The 19,361-nt window shown below is 69.1% G+C and carries 17 protein-coding genes and 2 pseudogenes; 7 read left to right on the top strand and 12 right to left on the bottom strand.

Translation table 11 applies throughout. The features are described 5' to 3' along the window. Positions 1 to 43 precede the first annotated feature (43 nt). Both topA and BJG92_RS10730 read right to left on the bottom strand, forming a co-directional pair. Entirely contained in the window at positions 44 to 2,782 is a 2,739-nt protein-coding gene (topA, locus tag BJG92_RS10725; protein WP_232083999.1) for a type I DNA topoisomerase, read from the bottom strand. A gap of 160 nt (positions 2,783 to 2,942) precedes the next feature. Beyond that, on the bottom strand, positions 2,943 to 3,599 hold the full coding sequence (locus BJG92_RS10730) for a helix-turn-helix transcriptional regulator (RefSeq protein ID WP_232084000.1): 657 nt from the start codon (positions 3,597 to 3,599) through the stop codon (positions 2,943 to 2,945). Between the two features lie 189 nt (positions 3,600 to 3,788). Here BJG92_RS10730 and BJG92_RS10735 point away from each other — a divergent pair. Next, positions 3,789 to 4,916: pseudogene (locus tag BJG92_RS10735) on the top strand (MFS transporter); the annotation flags it as partial. Positions 4,917 to 4,973: 57 nt separating this feature from the next. On the opposite strand, the gene BJG92_RS10740 reads toward BJG92_RS10735, so the two are convergent. Then, a complete protein-coding gene (locus BJG92_RS10740) occupies positions 4,974 to 6,608 on the bottom strand; it encodes a methyltransferase (RefSeq protein WP_232084001.1) in 1,635 nt (544 codons plus the stop codon). 10 nt (positions 6,609 to 6,618) lie between these two features. Next, positions 6,619 to 7,395 (bottom strand): MerR family transcriptional regulator, encoded by a 777-nt coding sequence (locus tag BJG92_RS10745; protein WP_232084002.1) that lies wholly within the window; start codon positions 7,393 to 7,395, stop codon positions 6,619 to 6,621. 167 nt (positions 7,396 to 7,562) lie between these two features. Here BJG92_RS10745 and BJG92_RS10750 point away from each other — a divergent pair, with 167 nt between their 5' ends. From BJG92_RS10750 to BJG92_RS10760, 3 genes are read left to right on the top strand one after another with little or no spacing between them, the layout of a single operon-like run. Beyond that, entirely contained in the window at positions 7,563 to 8,024 is a 462-nt protein-coding gene (locus tag BJG92_RS10750; protein ID WP_232084003.1) for a hypothetical protein, read from the top strand. A gap of 27 nt (positions 8,025 to 8,051) precedes the next feature. Next, the gene (locus BJG92_RS10755; RefSeq protein ID WP_232084004.1) at positions 8,052 to 8,192 is read left to right on the top strand and encodes a hypothetical protein; all 141 of its coding nucleotides are present in this window, start codon (positions 8,052 to 8,054) and stop codon (positions 8,190 to 8,192) included. A gap of 40 nt (positions 8,193 to 8,232) precedes the next feature. Beyond that, the gene (locus BJG92_RS10760; RefSeq protein WP_232084005.1) at positions 8,233 to 8,778 is read left to right on the top strand and encodes a DUF6023 family protein; all 546 of its coding nucleotides are present in this window, start codon (positions 8,233 to 8,235) and stop codon (positions 8,776 to 8,778) included. Positions 8,779 to 8,835: 57 nt separating this feature from the next. On the opposite strand, the gene BJG92_RS10765 is transcribed toward BJG92_RS10760, so the two are convergent. After that, positions 8,836 to 9,729 carry a rhodanese-related sulfurtransferase gene (locus tag BJG92_RS10765; RefSeq protein ID WP_232084006.1) on the bottom strand — a complete coding sequence of 298 codons (894 nt, stop codon included), beginning with the start codon at positions 9,727 to 9,729 and terminating at the stop codon, positions 8,836 to 8,838. Positions 9,730 to 9,871: 142 nt separating this feature from the next. Between BJG92_RS10765 and BJG92_RS10770 the strand changes: the two genes are divergently transcribed. Both BJG92_RS10770 and BJG92_RS10775 read left to right on the top strand, forming a co-directional pair. Then, the gene (locus BJG92_RS10770; RefSeq protein ID WP_232084007.1) at positions 9,872 to 10,564 is read left to right on the top strand and encodes a GNAT family N-acetyltransferase; all 693 of its coding nucleotides are present in this window, start codon (positions 9,872 to 9,874) and stop codon (positions 10,562 to 10,564) included. 51 nt (positions 10,565 to 10,615) lie between these two features. After that, complete coding sequence (locus BJG92_RS10775) at positions 10,616 to 13,009, top strand: DEAD/DEAH box helicase (protein ID WP_232084008.1); 2,394 nt, start codon at positions 10,616 to 10,618, stop codon at positions 13,007 to 13,009. Between the two features lie 23 nt (positions 13,010 to 13,032). Here BJG92_RS10775 and BJG92_RS10780 read toward each other — a convergent pair whose 3' ends face one another. From BJG92_RS10780 to ssd, 7 genes are all read right to left on the bottom strand, one after another. After that, positions 13,033 to 13,413, bottom strand: a complete 381-nt coding sequence (locus BJG92_RS10780) for an Rv3654c family TadE-like protein (RefSeq protein ID WP_232084009.1) — start codon at positions 13,411 to 13,413, stop codon at positions 13,033 to 13,035. Continuing rightward, the gene (locus BJG92_RS10785; RefSeq protein ID WP_232084010.1) at positions 13,410 to 13,793 is read right to left on the bottom strand and encodes a TadE family type IV pilus minor pilin; all 384 of its coding nucleotides are present in this window, start codon (positions 13,791 to 13,793) and stop codon (positions 13,410 to 13,412) included. The genes BJG92_RS10780 and BJG92_RS10785 overlap by 4 nt, the downstream gene beginning before the upstream one ends. A gap of 200 nt (positions 13,794 to 13,993) precedes the next feature. Further along, positions 13,994 to 14,278 carry a DUF4244 domain-containing protein gene (locus tag BJG92_RS10790; RefSeq protein WP_232084011.1) on the bottom strand — a complete coding sequence of 95 codons (285 nt, stop codon included), beginning with the start codon at positions 14,276 to 14,278 and terminating at the stop codon, positions 13,994 to 13,996. A 230-nt stretch (positions 14,279 to 14,508) separates the two neighbouring features. After that, positions 14,509 to 15,117, bottom strand: coding sequence for a type II secretion system F family protein (locus BJG92_RS10795; protein ID WP_232084012.1), 609 nt, complete (start codon positions 15,115 to 15,117; stop codon positions 14,509 to 14,511). Then, complete coding sequence (locus BJG92_RS10800) at positions 15,114 to 15,947, bottom strand: hypothetical protein (RefSeq protein WP_232084032.1); 834 nt, start codon at positions 15,945 to 15,947, stop codon at positions 15,114 to 15,116. Before BJG92_RS10800 ends, BJG92_RS10795 begins: the two co-directional genes overlap by 4 nt. After that, the gene (locus BJG92_RS10805; protein ID WP_232084013.1) at positions 15,947 to 17,260 is read right to left on the bottom strand and encodes a TadA family conjugal transfer-associated ATPase; all 1,314 of its coding nucleotides are present in this window, start codon (positions 17,258 to 17,260) and stop codon (positions 15,947 to 15,949) included. The genes BJG92_RS10800 and BJG92_RS10805 overlap by 1 nt, the downstream gene beginning before the upstream one ends. Continuing rightward, positions 17,257 to 18,363 carry a septum site-determining protein Ssd gene (gene ssd, locus BJG92_RS10810; RefSeq protein ID WP_232084014.1) on the bottom strand — a complete coding sequence of 369 codons (1,107 nt, stop codon included), beginning with the start codon at positions 18,361 to 18,363 and terminating at the stop codon, positions 17,257 to 17,259. Before ssd ends, BJG92_RS10805 begins: the two co-directional genes overlap by 4 nt. A 133-nt stretch (positions 18,364 to 18,496) precedes the next feature. Between ssd and BJG92_RS10815 the strand changes: the two are divergent. Next, positions 18,497 to 19,361: pseudogene (locus tag BJG92_RS10815) on the top strand (bifunctional 3'-5' exonuclease/DNA polymerase); the annotation flags it as partial.

Genomic DNA, 19,361 nt, shown 5'->3' on the forward strand with positions numbered 1-19,361 from the left:
GTTGCGCCCGGCACCGCAAACACGGCGCACCCGGCGAGGCGGGCTACTTCTTGGCGGCGGCCTTGCGGGCGGGGGCCTTGCGGGCCGTGGTCGTGCGCTTGACCGGGCCCTTCGCCCGCTTTTCCGCGAGGAGTTCGACGGCGCGTTCCCGCGTGAGTTCCTCCAGCGCCGTGGTGCGCGGCACGGTGATGTTGGTGACGCCGTCGGTGATGTACGGGCCGAAGCGGCCCTCCTTCACTACAATGTTCTTTTCCGAGACCGGGTCCGGGCCGAACTCGGCAAGGGGAGGAACGGCGGCGCGGGCGCCCCGCTGCTTCGGCTGCGAGTAGATCTCCTGCGCCTGCTCCAGCGTGATGGTGAAGATCTCCTCTTCCGAGCCGATGGACCGGGAATCCGTGCCTTTTTTCAGGTACGGGCCGAAGCGGCCGTTCTGCACCGTGATCGGGTTGCCCTCGGCGTCCTGGCCGAGCACCCGGGGCAGGCTCATGAGCTGCAGCGCCTCATCCAGGGTGACGGTGTCCACGGCCATGGAGGCGAACAGGGAGCCGGTGCGCGGCTTGGCCTTGACGGGCTTCTTCGGGGGCTTCGGCTTGCCGTTCTTGTAGTACTCCACCGGCTGGTTGGCGAGCTGCTCCTCCGTCATCTCGGGGATGACCTCGGTGACGTAGGCACCGTACCGGCCGTTCTTGGCGACGACGGTGTGCCCGGTGTGCGGATCCGCGCCGAGCACGCGCTCCTCGGGGGCCGCTGTCTCCATCAGCTCGATCGCCTTCGCGGCGGTGAGCTCGTCCGGCGCCAGGTCCTCGGGGACGTTGGCGCGGGCCGCCTCGATCACCTCTCCGGTCTCCGGATCGACCGCGGGGACCGAACTTTCCAGGTAGGGGCCGAACTTGCCAACCCGCAGGGTGATGCCGTCGGTGATGGGAATGGAGTTGATTTCACGGGCGTCGATCTCGCCGAGGTTGTTGACGATGCTCAGCAGGCCCGGGTCCGAATCCTCGCCGAAATAGAAGTGCTTGAGCCAGGTGGTGCCCGTGGCCTGGCCATTGGCGATCTTGTCCAGGTCCGCTTCCATGTCCGCTGTGAACTCGTAGTCCACGTAGTCGTGGAAGTGCTGTTCCAGCAGCCGGACCACGGAGAACGCGATCCAGCTCGGGACCAGCGCGGACCCCTGCTTCCGGACATAGCCGCGGTCCTGGATGGTGGAGATGGTGGAGGCGTAGGTGGACGGGCGTCCGATGCCCTTCTTTTCCAGCTCGGCGGTCAGCGACGCTTCGGTGAAGCGCGGCGGCGGGGAGGTTTCGTGGCCGATCGCGACAATGTCCGAGGCGGTGAGAGCGTCGTCCTTGGCCACGTTCGGCAGGCGGCGTGCTTCCTCGGAGTCGTCGTCGCCGCGGCTCTCGTCCTTGCCTTCTTCATAGGCGGCAAGGAAGCCGGGGAACGTGATGACGGTGCCGGAGGCCGAGAATTCGGCGTCCCGTTGATCTTCTGCCCCGCCAACCGTCACGGCACCGAGGCGGATCGTGGCAGTGGAGCCCTTGGCGTCGGCCATCTGCGACGCGACGGTGCGCTTCCAGACGAGCTCGTAGAGCCGGAATTCGTCACCGGAGAGCTGTTTAGCCACCTGGGCCGGGGTGCGGAAAGAGTCGCCGGCGGGACGGATGGCCTCGTGGGCTTCCTGCGCGTTGGCCGCCTTGCCGCTGTAGACGCGCGGGGACGCCGGCACGTACTCGGGACCGTACAGCTCGGAGGCCTGGCGGCGGGCTGCCGTGACGGCCTCGTTGCTCAGTGCGGAGGAGTCCGTACGCATATAGGTGATGTAGCCGTTTTCGTACAGCCGCTGCGCCACCTGCATCGTGCTCTTCGAGGAGAAACGCAGCTTGCGGCCGGCCTCCTGCTGCAGCGTGGAGGTGGTGAACGGCGCGGCCGGGCGGCGGGTATACGGCTTGGTGTCAACGGAGCGGACGCGGAAGTCGGCGTCCTGCAGTCCGGCGGCGAGGGACGTGGCGAGTGCCTCGTCGAGGTGCACGGCGTTGCGGGAGGTGAGCTCGCCGTTGTCGTTGAAGTCGCGGCCGCTGGCGACTTTGGCGCCGTCGACCATGGCCAGTTTGGCCTTGAACGAGCCGGACCCGGCGCCGAACTGGCCGGTCAGGTCCCAGTAGGACGCGGCCCTGAAGGCCATCCGCTCACGCTCGCGGTCCACCACCATGCGGGTCACAACCGACTGCACACGGCCGGCGGAAAGTCCGCGGGCCACCTTGCGCCACAGCACCGGGGAGATCTCGTAACCGTAGAGCCGGTCCAGCACACGGCGGGTTTCCTGCGCGTCCACGAGGTCCTGGTCGACGTCGCGCAGGTTGTCCATGGCGCGGTGGATTGCTTCCTTGGTGATTTCGCCGAAGGTCATCCGGTACACGGGCACCTTGGGCTTGAGCACTTCCAGCAGGTGCCACGCGATGGCCTCGCCCTCGCGGTCCCCATCGGTTGCGAGATAGAGAGCGTCAGCGTCTTTGAGCTGGGCCTTAAGCTCGGCGACCTTTTTCTTTTTGTCCGGCGACACCACGTAGTACGGCTTGAAGTCGTTGTCAATGTCGACGGCGAACTTGCCCACCGAGGTCTTCTTCAGTTCCGCCGGCAGTTCGGAGGGCTGCGGGAGGTCACGGATGTGACCAATGGAGGCCTCAACGATGAAGCCCTCGCCGAGGTACTTGGCGATGGTCTTGCTCTTGGCGGGAGACTCCACAATCACGAGTTTCTTGCCGGTTTTGGCCTTGCTTGGCACGGTGCTCCTACAGAAAAAGGTTGCTCGGGCCGATGCGCCCATACCCGCCTAGTTCACCATATTTTGCAGATTCCCGCGCATTCAGGTGGAAATCCCAGGTCTCCGCCCCGGACTTCCGGGCGTCATGAAGAGGCCCCTCCCGGCGTCGTGAAGGCCAGGTTCAGGCAGCGCCGGCGGAGGACGGCCCGCGGTCATCCGGAATCATCGACCACATCGTGGCCATGCGCTGGGTGCCTTCCGGAATGTGGTTCGGATCCTCGAGCTCATAGTCCTTCAGCAGCTCGAAGAGTCTCTCGTTCAGCTCGGCTCGCTGGGCGGGCGTCAGGTAGAGGAGGCTGCTCGCCAGCACCACGCAGGAGGGGCCGTCCGCGGGCTCTCCGAGTTTGCGTCGCTCGTCCCGTGTTTTGGCATAGGCGTTGACCCGGCGGCGGTACGCGTCAAGCTCCAGATCCAGCACGGCGAAATCCGGGCTGGCTACTCCGCCGCCGGATTTGATGGTGAAGTCTGTACCGGCGGCCTGCCAGCGGCGTTCGCGGGCGTCCCCTGCGGTGGCCGCAGGCGCCACGATTCCCCATTTCTGCAGGGCACGCAGGTGGTAGCTCATGGCGCTCGGGGTGAGGCCCGTCTGGGCCGCGAGTTCGGTGGCCGTGCGGCTCGCCTGGGTTGAATACAGCTCAGAAATAACTTCCAGACGGGCGGCGTGGGCCAAGGCACGGATGGCCTTCGGGTCGGTGATTTCCACGTTCTTCTCCGGGCGCTGCCCGCGCTTGGCAGCCGGCGGCACCGGGGACTGCGCCGATGGGGTTTCTGCATTCACGCCACCAGTCTATCGACAGGAGCCAAACTATGAAAGAGATGCTTGACACCTGATTCGGCCGGGAGTACTTTGGTGGTTGTGAAACAGCAACTTCATACCATGCCGGGGGAATCCCACGCCGCGCAGCCGCTGTGGCGCAACCGCGATTTCCTCCTTGCCAGCAGCGCCCGCTTCGTCGCCACGGCCGGCATGGGGGCAGTCATCATCAGCGTCATGCTGCACCTGCAGAACCTGGCCGCAGCCGGCCAGACCGCGGTTGCCGGGCCCTGGCTGGTCGCGGCCTATCTCTTCTGCTCGGCGCTCCCCCTGGTGTTGCTGGCACCTTGGGCGGGCCGGTTGGCGGACACCCGGGATTCCCGCACGCTGGCGACGGCGTCGTCCGTGGCCAGTGCCGCGGCGGTCGCCGGCATGGGCCTGGGGCTGCAGTACCTGGACAACTACCTTCCGGTGCTGTTCACCATGACGTTTCTGCTAGGCGCCGCCCAGGCGGTGGCCGGGCCAACCTGGCAGGCACTCCTGCCCCGGATCGTAGGCGAGGAGCGGACCCCGCGGGCGCTGGGCACCATGCAGGCAACCATCATGATCGCGGGCATGGTCGGACCGGCAGCGGGCGGCCTACTCAGCGGCTGGGGCGGAACCGGCCTGGTGTTTGCCGTGGCCTGCGGCTGCTATCTGGTCATGGCCGTGGGCGCCTCGCTGATCCGGACCCGCCGCGGCACGGCCGCCGAGCGGGTCGGCAAGGAAAATCCCGCCCTGCTGGACGGTCTGCGCCTGCTCCGGCGGGACGGCCTGGTCTGGCCCCTGGTCCTCGGCGCCCTGTTCTTCATCACTGTCGGGGAGGCGACCAACGTCCTGGAAGTATTCCTGGCCCGGGACGAACTCGGCGCCACCGAAACGCAGTACGGGCTGCTGGCCGCCTCGTTTGGACTGGGGATGGCGTCCGGTGCCTCGCTGGCCGGGCGGATCAAGACCCCTCCGCTCCGACTGCGCATGCTGCTGATCTCCATGGCCGTAACCTCGGCCTTCCTGGGGATCATGGCGCTGGTGCCCAGTGTGGAACTGCTGTTAGTCGCCTATACCGCGATGGGGGCCGCCTGCGGCATGCTGAACGCGTGCTTCGGGGCGATCGCGATCCTGCGGATTCCGGAGAGCGGACGCGGCCAGGCGATGGCGATCCTCGGCGGCCTCACCCGGGCTGTCTCCATCGGGGCGCTCGCGCTGGGCGGGCTGCTCGGCGCCCTGCTCCCCGTTCGGATGACCTTCCTGATCGCCGGTACGGGTGGTGTCCTGGCCGCCCTGGCCCTGGCGGCCTATGTCCTGCCGAGGTTCGGCAATGAAGGTGCGTCAGGCGGGTTGGCGTCAGGCGGGCTGGCGTCAGGCGGGGAGCAGGAAGCCGTCGCGGACCAGGTTCCCCACCTCCGCCAGGAGCCTGCCGCGGAAGGCCTCGGCGTCGAAGCCTTCGTCGCCGCCCAGCAGCGCCTCGAGGGCGCCGATGATCTGCCCGACGGACAGGTCACCGTCGCACGCTGAGACGAGGCCGGCCAGCTCGGTGCTCAGCAGGTTGGTGCGGCGGAGACCGGCACCCTGGCGCAGCAGGATGACGCCGGGGTGTTCGGCGCCGGGACGCTGGTGCCGCTCCTCGGTGACGTCCTCGGCCACCAGAAGGTGCGCGGCGGCGATGTCGTGGGCGGCCAGCCAGTCGGCGCGTTCCACCGCGGCGCCGAGGTGCGGGCCGACGGGCTGCTCGATCGGATAGGTGATCTCTTCGAAGCGTCTCAGCACCGCGGGGCCCGACGCCGGGCGCCGCAGCCAGATCATGCCGAAGCCGATCGCCTCCACGTCCCGGGACGCGAAGTCGTCCAGGTACGCAGCGTAGGAGTCCTGGTAATGCACCCGGTCACGTGCCTCCGAGGCGTCCTGCAGCCAGGTCTCCGCGTACTGCTCGGGGCTGACTTGCTCGCGCTGGATGACCCAGACGTCCGTGTCCGGAGTGGCCCAGCTTTGCGGCCGTTCGGCCCAGTCTGTGCCCGCCGGGATCTCCCAGTTCCCCAGAAGCTGGGCTGTTCCGGCCGGAGCGAGGACCGAGGGCAGCGCCACCACGAGCGAGGCGACGATCTCATCCCCCGGGAGACCCCCGTCGCGGTACGTGAACTGGTCCGCGGCGGCCTCGCCCGGGCTGCGGGGGGTGATGACGAACGGCGGATTGGAGACCACCAGTTCAAACTCCTCGCCCGCGACGGGGTCGAGCAGGGACCCCAGCCGCAGGCTCACGCGGGCCTCCAGATCGAAGGGGTCCAGGTGCAGCGCCGCGGCGTTGAGCAGCAGATTGAAGCGGGTGAAGGCCAGGGCCCGTGCTGAAATGTCTGTGGCCGTCACGTGGTCCGCGTGGTGCAGCAGGTGGAAGGTCTGGATCCCGCAGCCGGTGCCGAGATCCAGGGCAGTGGCCACGTGACGGCGCGTGGTGACCTGCACCAGGGTGGTGGACGCCTGCCCGATCCCCAGGACGTGGTCGTGCCGGAGGACGCCGGGGCGCTGGTGCGCGGCGAGGTCACTGGCCACCCAGAGGTCCGCCCCGCCGCTGCCGACTCCGTCGTCCCCCACGGTCGGGTCCCAGCCGTAGGGCCGCAGGTCCACCTTCGCCTGAATGTGGCCCTCCGCAGACTGCTCCACGAGGCCCAGCTCGAGCAGGCCGTCCGTGCGTAAACCCGGCAGTGCAGCGTCGAGGGTTTCGGCCCGCTGCGGCTCCGCGAGCAGCCACAGGCGGACGACGGCGGCGAGCGCCGCCGTCGTCGGCTCGCCGTGGAGGGCACGATCGGTGACGATGAGGGCAGGGACGAGCTGGTCCCGGCTGAGGGCGGCGTGCGCGGCCGGACCGAGCAGCCCGGCCACGCCGTCGACCGTGTAGCCGATGCTGGACAGGCCCGCGGCGAGCGCTGCCAGCAGCCCGGGGAGGTCGCTGCGCGGTGCTTCGGGGGTGTTGCCGGCCGTGAAATGCGTTGATGGAGTCACCCGGACAAGTTTAGAGGTGCTTGCCCGCGTAGATCCGCAGCGCGTCCCGGACGATGGCGGCCCCGGCTTCGCCGCCATAGTTCGCGGCGAAGCGCGGATCGGCCACGTACATTTCGCCAAGGCCGGTCACATAGCCCTTCACGTCGCTGCTGGTGCCGCCGCCGGTGCCGGACGCGGCCGCGGGCGTACCCGGAATGCCGGTGAGCCACTCGACCTGCCGCCGGGCCAGGTCCTGTGCCTCCGTGCTGTCCGGCGCAGTGCCCGTTTGCGCTGCCGCGATCCAGTCGCTGCCCAGCTGCCGGGCGCGCTGCTTCCACGCGGCCTTCTGCTCCGCCGACATGCCGTTCCACCAGGCGTTCCCTGTGGCGTAGGCGTCTTTGCCCCAGCGCTCCTCCACTTCATCCTTGTACCGGGCGTGGTCAAAGCCGTCGAACATTTCTTCCGCCATGATCTTTCCTCCTGCTTTCATCGCTGTGATGGTGTGTTGGACCGAGGCGATCTGCCGGGCCAGCCGGTCCTGTTCCTGCCGCAGCCAGTCCAGGTGGCGGCTGAGCGCCCTTTCCGCGTCGGACTCGCGTCCCAGGACCTCGGCGATCGCCGGCAGCCCGAGCCCCAGCCCGCGCAGGAGCAGGATGCGCTGCAGTTGCACGAGCGAGGCCTGGTCGTAATACCGGTAGCCGTTCCCGCCGGTGCGGCTGGGCTTGAGCAGCCCGACGTCGTCATAGTGGCGAAGTGTCCGGCTGGTGGTTCCGGCGAGCTTGGCGATCTGTTGCACGGACCAGTCCATGCCGTCCCTCCTCCCGGGTCTCGTGGTCCTCGAAGCGTAGGCTCCGAGGCTGTTTCCTTGAGCCTAAAGCTTGACGCAGCGTCAAGGTCAAGCGGTCGAAGACGATTCGGCCGGCACCGGCCTTGATCGCGGACGGCGGCACCGTGGCCAGGCGGTAAGTTGGAGGAATGCTTTTCCGCGCCTCACGCCCCCTGCACCCGCCGACCCTCCGGCGCCGGGTCGCCGCCGCAGCGGCCTGCGCCGCCGTCGTCCTGGCCGCGTCAGCGTGCTCGTCGGCCGGTTCCATCGAATCTGCCGACGTACAGGCGTGGAAGGCCACCGCCTTGCCCTCGGCCGGCGGGACCGTACTGGAGGATGCTGGCAAGATCCTCAACCGGGATCCGATCGTGAGGACGGCAACGGGTGTCCAGGCGGGGAGCTACACGCTGACCATGAGCTGCGACGGCGGCGGCAAGGCGTTCTTCAGCATCTCCCTCGACGGCACCAGGCTGACCGAGGCAGGTGCTGCCTGCAACGGAAGCCACGAGACTGCACGCATCAAGGTTCCCGCTCCAGGCACGCTGGAGGTCAGCACGGCGAGCGTGGACGCCCCGCTCATCTACGCCTACCATCTGGTTCCCGCGGGGTAACTTGGGGATCCGTCCGAAGAGCTGCTGATGGGCGGAGCCGGAGGCCTCGGCGGCGGCGGATTCCGCCGTGCCATCGGAGCTGCGGACAAGGGCGCCTACACCGTCACCGCCGTGTGCGTCGGCGCACCGCATGTGGCTGTTGAGCGGCTGTCTGAACAGGGGCCGTAAGACTCTTTCCTTCCCTTCCGCACGGGCCTAAAGTGAGGCCATGCCCCTCGCGTCGGCAACGTGGGTTCCGCGGAAGCGCACCGCGGCGGCCGCCGTCGTAGTCTGTTGCGTGCTGACCCTTGGCGCGGGGCTTAGCGGCTGCGCTTACGAGTACAACGAAGGATCCTCCAGCGAGGGCTCCCCGTCGTCCTCCGCGTCGACGTTCACGAATCCCGCCATCCCCAAGGATCCCGGGCTGGACCTTCCGGTGTCGGGGGCGGAATTGGAGGCGTGGGTCAAGCAGGCGCTACCGGATGCCGCGGGCCAGGTGTTCCAGACGGGCTACGGCTCGCTGGATGCCGACGAGGAACAGAACGAAACGACCACCGTGTTGCCCCAAGGAAGCTACTCCGTGACGCTGGCCTGCCGGAGCAGCAAGCGTGTGTCGTTCAACATCAGCAACGGCGAGAACGATGTGGTGGATCTGACCCTGCGATGCGGGGCCTCACGGGTGAACGTGATCTCCCTGCCCGCCGATGCAATACTCACCGTCAAGGTCGATGCGGACGCACCGTCGAACTTCGCCTACCGGGTGAGCCGGATCTGACCGACGCCCCGGTGCGGCGCTTCGGTGCGGCGCTTCGGGACCCGTGACGTGCCGGGATCAGGCCGCGCAACCGTCCGGGCAGCGCAGCGTCTCGGGACTGGCGGCGCAGTCCGAGCAATAGAGGGTGAGCGTGCGGCACTCCGGGTTGGAGCAGTTCTCGAACTTGCTCGTGGGTGCCAGGCAGCGGACGCATTCGCCGATCGTCTTTGCGTCCTCGCTGAACTCGAGGTGCATGCGCTTGTCGAACACGTAGAGCGAACCCTCCCACAGGCCCTGGTCCTTGAAGGCCTCCCCGTAGCGGACGATTCCGCCGTCGAGCTGGTAGACCTCCTTGAAGCCGCGGTTCACCATCAGGCTGGAGAGCACCTCGCAGCGGATGCCGCCGGTGCAGTAGGTGACCACCGGCTTGTCCTTGAGCGCGTCGTACTTGCCGGAGTCGAGTTCCTTGATGAAATCGTTCGTTGTGGCCACATCGGGGACGATCGCGTCCCTGAACTTGCCGATCTGGGCCTCGAAGCCGTTGCGGCCGTCGAAGAACACGACGTCGTCCCCGGCGTCCTTTTTGGCCTGGACCAGCCGGTGCAGCTCATCCGGCGTGACGTGCGTTCCGCCGCCGACGACGCCGTTGGCATCGACCTTCAGCTCGCCCGGGGCGCCGAAGGACACGATCTCATCCCGGACCTTGACGCTCAGCCGGGGGAAGTCCGCGGCGCCGCCGTCGGACCACTTCACATCGATGCCGTGGAAGCCTTTGTATTCCCGCGTCGTCTTCACATACTGTTTGACCGCCCCCAGCTCGCCGCCGACGGTGGCATTGATACCATCCCTGGAGATGATGATGCGCCCGGTCAATCCGAGTTTCTCGCACAGGGAGCGCTGCCAGAGCCGGACGGCGTCCGGGTCCGGCAGGGGGGTAAAGCCGTAAAAGAGCACAATTCGGTTCAAAGCCACGTATTTAAGGGTACTGGCTGGACCGAAAACCGGAGACCCGAGCCTTTCCCGTCCGCCGGCACCATCACAATTGGAAATGCAATCCGGGTTCCCCGACCCGGCCCCCCTGTTGCCTGCGGCAGGGCTGGAATACGCTCATCTCATGAGTCTGGATGCCATGGTTGAAGACACAGCCCACCTGCTGGAAATCTGGGTTACCGGCTGGGCCGCTTGCCGGGGCTACGGCATCCGCAGGGTGGGCCGGTTTCCCGCAGCGCTGCGCGCTGACACCACTGGAGAATGGGAGTACTTCGCCCACGATCCTTCCGACGCGGAGTTCGCTGCGCTGGCGGTCGCCACCGCAGAAGTCCCCGCCCGTATCCTCACAATCCTCACCAACGATGCAGCGCGATACACCTCCCTGGCACGGCAGCAAGGACTCAATGTCACGTCGGCTTCCCAGACCATGATGATCGTGGACATGGAGACCCAGGATTCCGAGGACCCCTGGCTCTCCGACGACGACCTCGCGCTCGTAAGCTCCATTGCCAACGGGGTCCACCATGCCGTGGTCAGTGCAGGCGAGGAAGTGGCGGCGAGCGGCCGCGTCTTCGTAGTGGGCCAGACGGCGATCTTCGACAAGATCGTGACCGAGCCCGGCTTCAAGCGCCGCGGCCTCGGCAGCTTCATCATGCGCGCCCTTGCCGCCCAGGCGTTCGAGCACGACGTCGAAACCGGTCTGCTGCTGGCCTCGCTCGACGGGCAGAAGTTGTATTCGCACCTGGGCTGGCGGACCGTCTGCCAGGTCCTGATGCTCTCAGCCTCGGACGAAGGCTCCGATCTGTCTGTGGGCTGACGGCCGCACCGCCCGCCGGGGTGATTTCGGCCGGGGTGAAAGAATGGACTCGTGAACCCCCATGAGTCCCTGATTCCGATGCTGGGCCGCGGCCCGGACCCGGAACAGCTACGTCATGTGCGCACCATCCCCGCCCGCGAAGCCGTGCATGCCGCCTGGCCGGAATGGGCCCACCCCGATCTGGTCAGCGCCTACGGATCCCTTGGCATCCACGAGCCGTACCGACACCAGATCCAGGCAGCGGAGCTGGCCCATTCCGGACGGCACGTGGTCATCGCCACGGGCACGGCCTCCGGGAAGTCGCTGGCCTACCAGCTGCCGGCGCTGGACGCGATCCACCGCTCCGAACTGCGGGTCCTCGCCGATCCCGGCAAAATCCACGACGACGGCGCCGTCACCCTCTATCTTTCGCCGACCAAGGCCCTCGCCGCTGACCAGCTGGCCGCGATCCGGGCGCTGAAGCTCCCGACCGTCCGGGCCGAGACGTACGACGGCGACACCGACCCCGCGTCCCGGCGGTGGATCCGGGACCATGCGAACTTCATCCTGGCCAATCCGGACATGCTGCACTTCGGGATCCTTCCCAACCATGCCTGGTGGGCGCGGTTCTTCCGCCGGCTGCGCTACGTGATCGTTGACGAGGCCCACAGCTACCGCGGCGTCTTCGGCTCGCACGTGGCCAACCTGATGCGAAGGCTGCGCCGCATCTGCGCCTACTACAGCCCCGGGACCGACCATCCCGGCCCCGTTTTCATCGCCGCCTCCGCCACGGCCTCCCAACCGGGGACCTCCTTCGGCCGGCTCATCGGTGCGCCGGTCACCGCCGTCTCCGAGGATTCCTCGCCGCACGGCTCCACGACGGTCGCGTTCTGGGAGCCTGCCCTGACCGAAGTCCGGGGCGAGAACGGCGCCAAGGAGCGGCGGACGGCAGTGGCCGAAACCGCGGATCTGCTCGCCAACCTGGTGTCTGCTCGGGTCCGGACGATTGCCTTCATCAAGTCCCGGCGGGGCGCCGAAACGATTGCCTCCATCACGAAGCGCCTGCTGAACGAGGTGGATCCGAGCCTGCCGCAGCGGGTGGCTGCCTACCGCTCCGGCTATCTGCCGGAAGAGCGGCGGGCCCTGGAGAAATCCCTGCGCTCCGGGGAGCTGCTGGGGGTTTCCAGCACATCGGCCCTGGAACTGGGGATCGACATCTCCGGGCTCGATGCTGTGCTGGTCGCAGGCTGGCCGGGGACCCGGGCGTCCTTGTTCCAGCAGGTCGGCCGGGCGGGCCGGGCGGGCCAGGACGCCATCGCCGCCTTCGTGGCGAGCGATGACCCGCTGGACACCTATCTGGTGAACCACCCCGAGGCGATCTTCGACGTCTCGGTGGAGGCCACGGTGTTTGACCCCTCCAATCCCTACGTGCTGGGGCCACATCTGTGCGCCGCCGCCGCCGAACTGCCGCTGGGCTACGCCGAGCTGGACCTGTTCGGCGGGACCGCGGAGAAACTGCTGGACCAGCTTGTGGCCCAGGGCTACCTGCGCAGGCGACCTGCAGGATGGTTCTGGACGCACCCGCAAAGCGCCGCGGCCATGGTGAACCTCCGGGCCGACGGCGGCGGGCCGGTAAGCATCGTTGATGCCGACACCGGTTCCCTGCTGGGCACCATGGACTCCCCGCAGACCCACTACCAGGCGCACACCGGCGCCATCTATGTCCACCAGGGCGAGAGTTACGTGGTGGAAGACCTCAACGAGGACGACCACTGCGTGGTGGTGCGCCGGGCCAACCCGGATTATTACACCACCGCACGGGACGTGACCCAGATTGAGGTGCTGGAAACACAGCGCACCACCCAGTGGGGCGACGTCGCCGTGCATTTCGGGGACGTGAAAGTGACAACGCAGGTTGTCTCCTTCCAGCGCAAGGCCCTGATCTCCAATGAGATTCTTGGCGAGGAGCCGCTGCAGCTGGGGGCCAGGGACCTTTTCACCAAGGCCGTGTGGTTTGTCATGGACAACCGCTCTCTGAGCGGCGCCGGACTGATCGAGGCACAGTTCCCCGGGGCCCTGCACGCCGCTGAACACGCGGCAATCGGGCTCCTGCCGCTGGTGGCCTCCAGCGACCGCTGGGACATCGGCGGCGTATCCACCGCCATTCACGCCGACACCGGCGTGCCGACCATCTTCGTGTATGACGGCCACCCCGGCGGCGCAGGCTTCGCCGAACGCGGCTACGACAAGGCCCGGGTGTGGCTCTCGGCCACACGCGACGCGATCGAAGCCTGCGAATGCGAGTCCGGCTGCCCGTCCTGCGTTCAGTCCCCCAAATGTGGGAACAAGAACAACCCCCTGGACAAGAACGCCGCGGTCACGCTGATCGATGTGCTGCTGAAGGACGCGACCGACCTGATGCGGGCCGGACAGCCGGACCAGGCCGCGGCACCGCTCCGCAGCTAGCGACGGCACGGGAACCCCTCGCATCATGGCGGCGGCCCGGCTCGGGCCTGTCCGGTGGCCGCACCGAATAAGGTCCTGGTGCCGAGTTCAGTGCGGACCTGCACAGTTTCCCCGTCGCCTTCCGAGCAGCTGAGGACGGCGGCATTGTTCCGGAGGGCCACCGCCTCGGCGACGGCGCAGGGCTCGCCGTTCGTGATTCCCCGCGCGGCGTCTGCTGCGGCCAGCGCCGCAAGATCGGCGGCGGCAGCGGCTCTGGAGGCCAGCACGGCCGACTGCGCCAGCAGCACAATCAGCGCTGTCGCCATGATGATGACCAGGCCCAGCCCGAGGGCGAGGACTGTCCCCGAGCCGCCCTCCATGGAGCGCTCCGGCGCTGGGCCCGGCTGCTCCAACCGCCGCTTCATGCCGCCTGCCTGAGAGGCTGTCGTTCCTGGAGTTTCCGGGCCTGGGCGCGGGCGGAGGTTTCGGTCGCTTCACCCCTGGCCCAGGCCCTGGCCGAGAGAGTCCACGGAAGCAGCGAGCCGACGGTTCCGGGGACCCTGCCGGACACCGTGACGCTGAGCCAGTCGCCGTCGAACGCCACCGCTGACGCTGCGGAATCGCCGGCGAGCCGTCGGACGATCGCGCCGACGGCTGCGGCATCTTCGCCACGCGCCAGTGCCCGCGCGCCGGCCCGCGCCGCCTCCTCCAGCCTTAGCTGCGTCACGCCGGCGGCCGAGCCTGCCAACAGCAGGGCCAGCAGGAGCAGAACTGCGGGCAGCGCCACGGCGAACTCGGCCGTCACGGCACCGCGGCACGTTTTTCCGGCGACAGTGGGCGGCCAGGATCCGCGCCCGGCCTGCGGCGCTGATCCTGCTCCCGGACACCGACTGCGTGCACGGGGCCCGGGGGTCCGGCAGCCTGCGGCTGCGGCACAGCCGCGCAGGAACCCCGGATACCCGGGATCACGGGCCGGGCCCTTCTCCTGGTCTCGCCATCCACAGCTCATGGCAAGGCGAGTGCCGTGCGGATAAGGTTCAGCAGGAACCCGCGGACCTCGTCGCTGCGCATGATGAATACGAGGATGCCCGCGAAACCTACCGCGGCCAGCGTTGCGATGGCATATTCGGCGGTCGCCATGCCGGCCTCGGAGCCGATGAGCCGACTTTGCCACTGCGGACGGACCGGGTCTGCCACGCTGGCGCCCGGATAGATTTCACGAACCCCGGTGGTTCCCGGTGCGGCGGCTCCGCTGGCTTCGGCGGGAACTTCTTTGTGGTGGATTGACATGCGATGTCCTCTCATGGGTTTCCGGCAGGATTGCCGGTTGCTTCGACTCTCCCCGGCCTGATCCGTGCGGGTAAGGGACGTTCCGGGCCAAGTGGATAACCCCGTCCCCGGCCGAAGCCGGGAAAGGGGCTGGGTGCACGGAAAGGGGCCGGGCCGCGGGAAGGGCTGGCAGCGCGGAACGCTGGCGGGCCCGGCGGGGCTCCACTGGCATGTACCGGTTCAGGGGCGGCTCAGGCCGGCAACAACGCCAGCAGCACCGGCGCAACGCCGAGGCACAAGAATGCCGGCAGCGAGCAGAGCCCCAGCGGGATGACCAGCCTCACGCTCAGGGCTGCCGCCTGTTTCTCGGCAGCCCTGAATTGTTCCCGGCGGATCCGTGCCGCCTGGGCGTACAGGATTGCCGAGGACGGCGCCCCCGTCAGTGCCGCGAAGCCCAAGGCATCGCGCAGGACAATCAGTTTCGGTGAGCGGACACCGGAACTGTGCCAGGCGGTTTGCCAGTCGGCGCCAAGCGCGAGCGCAGACACCACCGGCCGCAGCGGGACACTGAATTCTGCTGCCGCCACCAAGGCCACGAGCTCCAGAGAACGCCCGAGGCCGGCTCCCGCGTCAAGCATCGCGCCGATCAGTTCCAGCATCATTGCGGTGTCGCCTAGCTCTGCCGGGGTGGCCTGGCCGGGCACGGGACGGCCTCGGGCCCCGGGAGGGGCCTGGGCAGCGCGGGGGTCCGGCACCTGGCGGCTGAGTCGTTTCCGGACCTGGCCGGCCCCGGACAAAAACGTCATGGCAACGCCGGCCAGAATCGCCGCCATTGCGAGGCCGGCCAGATCAGCCGTCACTGCGGCAAGCCTGCCGCAGACCGGACCAGCCTGGCGGACCAGATCCTCCCGGCCGCAGTGAGGACACTGCCCGCGGCGAGTGCGGCCATCCCGAGCGGAGTGCCCAGCAGGGTCCGGAGCGGATCCACCCCCAGCAGCGTGCCCAGCCCCAGTCCCAGCACCGGCAGCCAGGTGAGCAGCCGCACTGTGGCACGGGGCCCGGCAAGTGCCGTCTGGCGGGCAGCTTCCGCGTCATCCTCGGCATCTAGCTGCGCGGCGAAACGCGACAAAACGTCAGCCAGCGGGCAACCACTGGCCTCGGCGATGTCGAAGCAGGCGGCCAGCTGGTCCCAGACCCTGCTCTCGCCTCCGGAGGCGTGCCGCTCCCGGCGGGTCGCGCCGTCCCGTCCGCCGCGCCGCGCACCGGCGCTGCGGATGGCCGCTCCGACGGGAGATCCCCGCATGGCTGCGGAGCGGGCGGCGGCCAGCAGGGTCAGCGAACCCGGGGCAAGAGTCGCCCTGGAGTGAGGGCTGCGGGTCACCCGCGGGTCCGCCAGGCCCTCCGCCGAGTAGAGGGTCCACAGCTCATCCCACAGCCGCGACGGCGAGCGGCCCCCTTTGAGCAGAGCGGCCAATTGCTGCACGACCACCGTCACCGGGACCTCCGGCGCGGCGCGCCGCGGCCACCCGGGTAGTGTCCTGGTAGTCCTCCGTCCTCGCCGGGAATCCGCCGACCTCAGACCGGTTTGCGGGACGCCGGTCAGCGCGGCGCCGACCCGCCGGACAGGAGTCCGCAGCGGCAACAGCGCCAGACACGCCGCGAGGGCCAGAACCCCGATGAGCAAGGCCATCACGCACGGCTCCCGGCGTGGCGGCTCCGGCGCAGTCCCGTCGTTGGTGCCGTTTCGTGCTGCTGGCCGGTGTCCGTCCCGGCGGACAGACCCAGCCGCTGCGCAAACTGCGGCCAGGCAGGGCCGAAGCGGACGCCGCCGTCGAGGACGTCCAGCGCCGCAGTGACGGAGAGCCCCGTGGCGGCTTCCGTCAAGACGCCGACGCACGCCACCCGCCGGCCGCCGCCGCCGACCCGCTCCACGTGGATCACGGCGTCGAGGGCGCTGGCCGCCTGCAGCCGCACAGCGTCCTGGCCCAGGCCCGCGAGCGCGCCCAGCGCGGTCAACCGCGCCGGGACGGCTGCAGCGGTGTTGGCGTGGATGGTCCCGCCTCCTCCGGAGTGGCCGGTGTTCATGGCCGCCAGGAGTTCCCGGACTTCCGCGCCCCGGCATTCGCCGACGATCAGCCGGTCCGGGCGCATCCGCAGGGCCTGCCGGACGAGCTCGCCGAGATCCACGACGCCGCCGCCCTCCAGATTGCCGTGACGGGACTCCAGCGAGACGACGTGCGGGTGGACAGGATTCAGCTCGGAGGCGTCTTCGATCAGCACCAGCCGTTCCCCGGGATGGCACAGGCCCAGGAGCGTGGCGAGGAGGGTCGTCTTGCCCGACCCCGTGGCGCCGCTGATCAGGAAGCTCAGCCGGCGCTCGACCATGCTTTCCAGCACGTTCCGGACCAACGGGCCGAACATGCCGTGCTGCAGCAGCTCGTCCATGGAGAACACCTTCTCGCGCCGGATCCGGATGCTCAGAAGTGTTCCGGTTGTGGAGATCGGCGGGAGCACGGCATGGATCCGGTAGCCGCCGTCGAGCCTGACATCCACGCAGGGGGAACCGTCATCGAGACGGCGCCCGCCCGCCGCCACGAGCCGGGCCGCGAGGGCGCGGATCTGCCGCTCGCCGGAGAAGCCGACCGCGGCCCGCTCAAGTCCCCTCCCGCGGTCCAGCCACACCGAATCGGGGCCGTTGACGAAGATATCCGTCACGGCGGCATCCCGGGCCAGCACCTGCAGCGGGCCCAGCCCGTTCAGCTCGGCGCTGATGCTCTCGACAGCGGCCAGGGCACCGGAAGTGCCGAGCAGCTTTCCACTAGCCTGCACGGCGGCGGCAACCCGGGACACGGTGACCGGCCCGGCGTCGGACATCACCGACTCGCGAACAGACTCCAGCAGCCGCGCATCCAGCAGTCTGTGGTCCGCCGTCCCCTGACGCGGCGCGTCAGGACCGGCCCCGCGGCTCCATCCGAGCGGCCCCTGCGCCGCATGTCCGCTCATCCGGGATCCCCGCCGGGGTCAAGCACCGCCGCCGCAAACCGCCGGACATTGCCCTGCCGGCCCGTGTCCAGCAGGCGCCCGAGTTCCGTCGCTGCGGCGGCACCCCGGACATCCGGCATGATCGCGCCCAGGGGCAGCCCCACCGATTCGGCAATGAGGGCTCCGTCAAGGGCCGCTCCGGCCCCTCTTCGGATGACCAAGGCGGTTTCCACCGGAGGAAGATCCTGCAGGAGCCGCGCCGTTGCCACGGCCGCACGCAGCTGAGCGGGGGCGATGACGACAATCCTGTCGCAGTCCCAGGCGAAGGCGCGCTGTGCCTCGCGCCCCCGGCCGATGTCGACGATGACGAGCTCGTAGCCGCGCCGGGCCGCATCGAGCACGCCGGCCACCGTCCCCGCGTCCATCCCCGCGTGAGGACCCCGGGTGCCGGGCCAGGACAGGAACGAGAACCCTTCGATCCGTGGCAGGGCCTCACGGAACTGTTGCGGGTCAATGCTGCCGCTGGCCCCGGCAAGGTCCGGCCACCGCAGACCAGCGGTTTCCTCGGCGGCAAGCACCAGTTCCATTCCCCCGCCCCAGGGATCGCCGTCCACCAGCAGGACGGAGGTTCCGTGCCGGGCCGCCGCCTGCGCCAGCCACACGGCCGCCGTCGTGGCGCCCGCCCCGCCGCAGCCCCCGGTGATGCCGAGGACAAACCCGCCTGCCTCCGGGGCGCGGGACCGGCTCAGATACTCTGCCAGCCACACCGAGGCATCGGGCAGCACGGCTACCCGTTCGGCGCCGATGGCTGCAGCCAGCTGCCAGAGGCTCTCACCGTCCCCGCTCAGGCCAACCAGCACGGCCGGGGCACGGCGGCGCGGCGGCAACCCGCGGATATCGCTGCCGACCAGCACCGCCGCTGCGGCGTCCCAGAACGGGGCCGCCTCCGCGAGGCCGGCCGCCGTCCGGAGCTGGCCTCCGGCGGCGGCCACGATGCGTTCAACTTCGCCGCACAGAACAGCGGAGCCCGTGACCAGCAGCGTCACCGTCGACTCGCCGGGCAGCCATGGCCCCGGACCCCCGGGAGGGTCCGGGGCCGCGTCGGGTGACTGGTGCCTGCTCATGATGCCACTGTGCCGCTCCCTGAAGCCCGCGGTAAGGGGTGCCCCGGGCTATGTGGACAAGCTGGCCGGACACACGACGCGGGCACCCCCCCACGTGACAGGCGACGGCACGCCACAGGGCAGAATTGACCCTATGTACCTGCTGCTCTCCGCCCACGCTGAGGGCGCAGCCCTGCAGGAACTCACCGCCGACGGCGCCCCCCACCCGGGCACTCCGGAGGCCAGGGTCATTGCCGCCGCCGAGCTGCCCGGCGTCGTGCGCCGACTCGAGGACCGGCGTCCACGCTGGATCTGGCACCGCACCCAGGACTGGTACCCGGCGCTGCTTGCCGCCGGCGTGGAACTGGAACGCTGCTATGACCTCACCTTGTGCGGTGCGATTCTGGCGCACTCGGAGTTCACCGCCCACACCCCGTATGCGCAGAACGCGGAAAAGCTGACCCAGGACGACGAGCCCCAGCCACCCCGCATGCTGCAGCCGCCGCCTCCGCCGGCAGAGCAGGGCGCGCTGTTTGATGATCCCGGCCTGCGCCGGACGCCCCGGCACACCGCCGAAGCCCTCCGCGGCGAGTACGCCGCCCAGCAGGAGGCGCTCGCCGGCGTCGAACGCCACACCGATAACCGCAGGCAGCGGCTCCAGCTCCTGCTCGCCGCCGAGTCCGCCGGCGCAATGATCGCCGCGGAAATGCAGCACACCGGAGTCCCGTGGCGCGAGGAACTGCACGAGCGGATCCTCGCGGACTACCTTGGACCGCGGCCGCCACTCGGCCGCCGCCCGGCCAAGCTCGAGGCGCTCACCGCCGAGCTGCGCCAGCTGCTGAACTCCCCCGCGCTGAACCCTGACTCACCGCAGGAGCTGATGCGGGCCCTGCACCGGAACGGCATCGAGGTCAAGACCACCCGGCAGTGGGAGCTGAAGGAGTCGAGCCATCCGGCGATTGAACCGCTCCTGGTGTACAAGAAGCTCTCCCGCCTGCACGCGGCCAACGGCTGGGCGT

The organism is Arthrobacter sp. SO5 (assembly GCF_020532805.1).
Taxonomy (GTDB): Bacteria; Actinomycetota; Actinomycetes; order Actinomycetales; family Micrococcaceae; genus Arthrobacter.

Bases quoted from the DNA above. Each gene is read 5' to 3' on its own strand.
- BJG92_RS10745 (WP_232084002.1), bottom strand. From the start codon at position 7,395: ATGGACTGGTCCGTGCAACAGATCGCCAAGCTCGCCGGAACCACCAGC.
- BJG92_RS10750 (WP_232084003.1), top strand. From the start codon at position 7,563: ATGCTTTTCCGCGCCTCACGCCCCCTGCACCCGCCGACCCTCCGGCGC.
- BJG92_RS10755 (WP_232084004.1), top strand. From the start codon at position 8,052: ATGGGCGGAGCCGGAGGCCTCGGCGGCGGCGGATTCCGCCGTGCCATC.
- BJG92_RS10760 (WP_232084005.1), top strand. From the start codon at position 8,233: ATGCCCCTCGCGTCGGCAACGTGGGTTCCGCGGAAGCGCACCGCGGCG.
- BJG92_RS10770 (WP_232084007.1), top strand. From the start codon at position 9,872: ATGAGTCTGGATGCCATGGTTGAAGACACAGCCCACCTGCTGGAAATC.
- BJG92_RS10780 (WP_232084009.1), bottom strand. From the start codon at position 13,413: ATGAAGCGGCGGTTGGAGCAGCCGGGCCCAGCGCCGGAGCGCTCCATG.
- BJG92_RS10790 (WP_232084011.1), bottom strand. From the start codon at position 14,278: ATGTCAATCCACCACAAAGAAGTTCCCGCCGAAGCCAGCGGAGCCGCC.
- BJG92_RS10800 (WP_232084032.1), bottom strand. From the start codon at position 15,947: ATGGCCTTGCTCATCGGGGTTCTGGCCCTCGCGGCGTGTCTGGCGCTG.
- BJG92_RS10805 (WP_232084013.1), bottom strand. From the start codon at position 17,260: ATGAGCGGACATGCGGCGCAGGGGCCGCTCGGATGGAGCCGCGGGGCC.
- ssd (WP_232084014.1), bottom strand. From the start codon at position 18,363: ATGAGCAGGCACCAGTCACCCGACGCGGCCCCGGACCCTCCCGGGGGT.